General features: G+C 64.8%; 6 protein-coding genes. 4 read left to right on the top strand and 2 right to left on the bottom strand.

What is annotated here, in order from left to right; genetic code table 11:
• The first annotated feature begins 178 nt into the window (after positions 1-178).
• The 3 genes from NKH36_RS34440 (at position 179) to NKH36_RS34430 (ending at position 1,649) form a co-directional block, all read left to right on the top strand.
• Complete coding sequence (locus NKH36_RS34440; protein WP_352966261.1) at positions 179-559, top strand: hypothetical protein; 381 nt, start codon at positions 179-181, stop codon at positions 557-559.
• 85 nt (positions 560-644) lie between these two features.
• Positions 645-1,247 (top strand): DUF6456 domain-containing protein, encoded by a 603-nt coding sequence (locus NKH36_RS34435; protein ID WP_352966260.1) that lies wholly within the window; start codon positions 645-647, stop codon positions 1,245-1,247.
• Between the two features lie 135 nt (positions 1,248-1,382).
• Positions 1,383-1,649, top strand: coding sequence for a hypothetical protein (locus tag NKH36_RS34430; RefSeq protein ID WP_352966258.1), 267 nt, complete (start codon positions 1,383-1,385; stop codon positions 1,647-1,649).
• Between the two features lie 642 nt (positions 1,650-2,291).
• Here the strand turns inward: NKH36_RS34430 and efp are convergent.
• On the bottom strand, positions 2,292-2,858 hold the full coding sequence (efp, locus tag NKH36_RS34425; protein ID WP_292509035.1) for an elongation factor P: 567 nt from the start codon (positions 2,856-2,858) through the stop codon (positions 2,292-2,294).
• A 129-nt stretch (positions 2,859-2,987) separates the two neighbouring features.
• Here efp and epmA point away from each other — a divergent pair, with 129 nt between their 5' ends.
• On the top strand, positions 2,988-4,031 hold the full coding sequence (gene epmA / locus NKH36_RS34420; protein WP_352966257.1) for an EF-P lysine aminoacylase EpmA: 1,044 nt from the start codon (positions 2,988-2,990) through the stop codon (positions 4,029-4,031).
• A gap of 3 nt (positions 4,032-4,034) precedes the next feature.
• Here the strand turns inward: epmA and NKH36_RS34415 are convergent, their stop codons facing one another.
• The gene (locus NKH36_RS34415) at positions 4,035-4,403 is read right to left on the bottom strand and encodes an endonuclease domain-containing protein (protein ID WP_352966256.1); all 369 of its coding nucleotides are present in this window, start codon (positions 4,401-4,403) and stop codon (positions 4,035-4,037) included.
• Positions 4,404-4,531 lie beyond the last annotated feature (128 nt).

The raw sequence follows: 4,531 nt of genomic DNA, 5'->3' as shown, positions 1-4,531 counted from the left end.
CGCCCCATACTCCCCCACCCCCCCCCTCCCTGCCGTGTAGCTGTCCGCGGCGGGGGGGGGGCGCGGGGGGGCCCCCCCCCCCCCCGGCGCCGGCCCCCCCCCCCCCCCCCCCCCCCGGAGGTGATCGTCCTCCCCGGACGAGCTTCGGCATTACGCAACCTTTCAATGGAAGAACACCATGCCCGCCGATACAGAATTGCAAAGCATCGCCCGCACGCCGGCCAGGCTGGCGCCGCCGGTCTGGCTGCCCCAGCGCCAGTTCGTGCGCGAGATCCACGGGCCCGAGGCCCTCAGGGTGCCGGCGCCCCGCCCCTTGGCCGCCGCCGGGCGCCGGCCGCATGTCGCGGCTATGCGCTTCATCGACTGCCTGTTCAACCGCTGCCGTGCGCCGCTCGATCTGACGCTCGAGGAAGACCCGGAAAACGATGCGCCCGGCAGCCGGCCGGGACTGGAGATGCTGTGCTGCGGCCTGCGCACGCGGCCGCTGAAAAGCTACTGCGCCTATCACGCGGCGCGCTTCTGCGACCATCGCCGCACCGCGCTGGCGGATACGGCGTGAACTGGGCCTTGCGTTCCTTTCCCCACTTCGTGGGACGAGGAACCCAGGTTCTGCGAAGGCAGCAAATCAAACGAGGAGACTGTTCATGAGCAAGAAGACCGCCAAAGTCAAGGCACCCAAGCCGCCGAAACTAGCCAAGGGCGAGGCCGAGCAGGTGCGCATCCGCAAGAATGTCGGCCATGATTTCGCGCTGAAGGACGACGCCTTCGGCCGCAAGCGGCTGGCGACCGGCACGCTGGAGGCGAGGCGCATCTATGAGGTTTCCAATGACGGCCCGCCCGGCGGCATTGTGCGGGTGCGCAATGTCGACCCGCTGACCGGCATCACCTCGCTGTCGCGCCAGCAGCGCGAGGCGGGTATACGCTACCGAGAGGATTTTCGCGTCTCGGCACAGGACGGCGTCAAGCCGATGGCGCTGACCGAGCGCGTCGACGGCGGCCGCATCGGCGGCGGCGTTGCCGACCGCATCCTGTCCGCCGGCCGCGCCTATGCCGACGCCACCAGGGCGCTTATGCATTGGGAGGTGTCAGTCGCGGTGCAAAAAGTCTGCTGCCAAGGCGAGACGGTAAAGAGCCTGGCCGAACAGACGGGCGAGCCGCGGGACGTTGTGTCCAAACTGCTCAAGGTCGGGCTGGATTTGTTGGCGGTGCATTACGGGATGATGCTGATGCGGCGGCCGCGGGGGTAGGGCGCGAGCGGACGGCGAGACGCCGGACCGATGGGGGGTCAGGCTAGAGGCGAACCTCGACCCGCAGCGTCCTCCAATTGAAGGGCGCGGGCTTCTCGACGGCCTGTTACGGTCCGCCATTGCTGGTAGATCGCAATGCCAAAGCCACCGCTAGACCCTCATTTCGCAGACGTGGCGCCGACGTCTTCGGTGCTGACCGCCTATGACGAGCACTGCATGCTGACTTACATCCGGCTGCTCGATGCCTCGGCGGACGGGGCCGATTGGCGTGAGGTCGTCCGCACCGTTCTGCACATTGACCCGAACCAGGAGCCGGAACGGGCATTCCGGGCTTGGGCGACGCATCTGGCGCGCGCCCGCTGGATGACCGGGAATGAGGGTTGGCGCCGATCGGCACGATGAGCGGTGTGGATGACGTCGGACACTTTCCGTGGAACTGCCGTCCCGGTTTGCCCGTTTAGGTAGGAAATCAACTGGGAAGCGCCCGATGAACTCTTGGCAAATCAACACTTTGGAGGCGTGCTGCCTTCTTGCCGTTCCGCTGTCGATGATCCTTACGGTTCTGGTAGCGGGTCTCATCCTTGGCTGAATCCCCGCTACACTGTCCAGTGAAGAACGCTCTTACCCGCATCGGCACGACCAATCGCGGGTTGGCCTTTTTGCGACGAGCAGGCGCCGTAGCGTGCACATGGTCTCGCTCACCAACTTATGGGGACTGTCAAGGGAGGGGATTAAGGCGTATTAGCGAGTTAGGGTTAACAAAGGGTTTTCCGGTGACGCTGCTTCAAATCACCTCGATCGTGGCCGAACTCGCGGTCTCCTACGTCACGATCGCACTCACATATCTGGCAGCTGTGTACGCGATTTGCTCCCGCTACTAGCCGCCGCGCGCCAGTCGGCTTCCAGCACGCGACGCCTGTCGCCCGCCTGGCGACAAATTGACCACGGACGCCTTTCGCGACAGCGTCATCTTGGCCGCACATTGCCCGGCTCGCGAAGCGGCCGCGACGCCGTGAGCGGGGGATAAAAAGTAACCTTGCAGCCTCAATCCTTCGCGCGTTCCACATACGCGCCGTCCGCCGTCATCACCACCACGCGGGTGCCGGCGCTGATGTGCGGCGGTACCAGCGTGCGCACGCCGTTGGACAGCGTCGCCGGCTTGTAGGACGAAGATGCCGTCTGGCCCTTGGTTACCGGCTCGGTCTCGACTACCTCGAAGGTGGCGCGCTGCGGCAGCACCAGCGAGATGGCGATGCCATTGTGCTGGGAGATCTGCACCGCCATGCCTTCCGTGAGATAGGGCGCCATCTCGCCGACCACGCTTTCCGACACCGCGACCTGGTCGTAGCTTTCCGGGTTCATGAAATGGAACCCTTCTGAGTCGCGGTAGAGGAAAGTGTGCTCGCGCTCCTCGACATAGGCGCGCTCGACCTGCTCGGTGGTGCGGTAGCGCTCCGAAACCTTCACTCCATCGGAGATGCGGCGCATGTCGAGCTGGGTCACCGGCGTGCCCTTGCCCGGATGGATGTTTTCGGCAAAGAGGATCACATAGAGCTTGCCGTCCTTTTCGACGACATTGCCTTTGCGTAGGGAACTGGCGATGACCTTCACGGGCTTTATTCCTAAGAGCGTTGACTGGCCTGGGAGCGCCGACTGGCGCAAATCGGCTGCGGGAGCCGTTCGGTGCGGCCTAGCGCATCTTGGCGACAATCGCCAGTCCTCCATGCAAATCCGGCTGTCATGACCGCCGCCTCGCCCTGGTGGACGCCTGATGTTCACGCCGACCGACGGCCGCGGCTGATCCTACGCAATGCCATCACTGCGGCCCTGCGCGACTGGTTTGCCCGCCGCGACTTTGTCGAGGTGGAGACGGCGGCGCTGCAAATCTCGCCCGGCAACGAGGCGCATCTGTCGGCCTTCGTCACCGAGGCGATCGGGCCGGACGGGCAGCACCAGCCGCTCTATTTGCACACCTCGCCGGAATTCGCCTGCAAGAAGCTGCTCGCCGCCGGCGAGAAACGCATCTTCAGCCTGAGTTCCGTCTATCGCAACCGCGAGCGCGGCCCGTTGCACCATCCATCCTTCACCATGCTGGAATGGTATCGGGCTGATGAGACTTATGAGAGCCTGATGGAGGATTGCGCCGGGCTTGTCGCGCTGGCCGCCGAGCGCGCCGGCACAAAACGTTTCGCCTTTCGCGGACGCGAGGCCGATCCGTTAGCCGAGCCGGAACGGTTGAGCGTCGCCGATGCCTTCATGCGCCACGCCGGTATCGATCTGCTGGCCACGGTCGCCGCCGACGGCAGCACCGATCGCGAAGCGCTGCACGCGGCTCTGATCAAGGCGGGATTACGCACGGCGCCCGACGACAATTGGGCCGATCTGTTCAGCCGGGTGATGGTGGAAAAGATCGAGCCGGCGCTGGGGCAGGGGCGCGCCACCATCCTTTACGGCTATCCGATTTCGGAGGCTGCCCTTGCCCGGCCGAGCGCGGATGATCCGCGCGTCGCCGAGCGCTTCGAGCTCTATTGCTGCGGCGTCGAGCTGGCCAACGCCTTCGGCGAGCTGACCGACGCCGCCGAGCAGCGCCGGCGCTTCATCATCGAGATGGACGAGAAGGAGCGCGTCTATGGCGAACGCTATCCGATCGACGAGGATTTCCTCGCCGCACTCGCCATCATGCCGCAGGCAAGCGGCGCCGCACTCGGCTTCGACCGGCTGGTGATGCTGGCAACCGGGGCGCTGCGGGTCGAGGATGTGATGTGGACGCCGGTGGTGGGGTGAAAGTCAGAGCCTGTCCGCACCAGCCTCGATGATTATGTGCTGGCAGCCATTGTCGATGTCGCGAATGAGGTCGTCGTTCCAGAAGCGCAGGATGGTCCAGCCGCTGCTCTTCAAATAAGTGCTGCGTGTTGCATCGCGCTCGGCGTGTTCAGTGTCCGCGTGCTGGCTGCCATCGACCTCGACGACCAGGCGGTGTGTCGGACAGGCAAAATCAACGATGTAAGATCCGATTGGCACCTGCCGGCGAAAGCTCAGCGCCATCAGTCGATGGGCGCGAAGCTCGTTCCACAGTTTCAACTCGGCGTCGGTCATGACGCGACGCATCGATTTTGCGTTCTTGCGCTGACGTGGTGGAACGAGATCGTGACCCATCAGGCACCCTCGTCTTCGTGATTGGCGAAGTCAGGGATGACGGCCGAAAAACCCCCCAAACAGGGGGGTAGGCCCGGAAAAAACCCGTACCCCCCATTTGCCGGGTTTAACACCCCCAACCCCCCCCA

The organism is Mesorhizobium sp. M1312 (assembly GCF_040318115.1).
GTDB lineage: Bacteria > Pseudomonadota > Alphaproteobacteria > Rhizobiales > Rhizobiaceae > Mesorhizobium.
The sequence above is the reverse complement of the archived record's forward strand: the minus strand, read 5'-3'. Positions and strand labels throughout refer to the sequence as shown.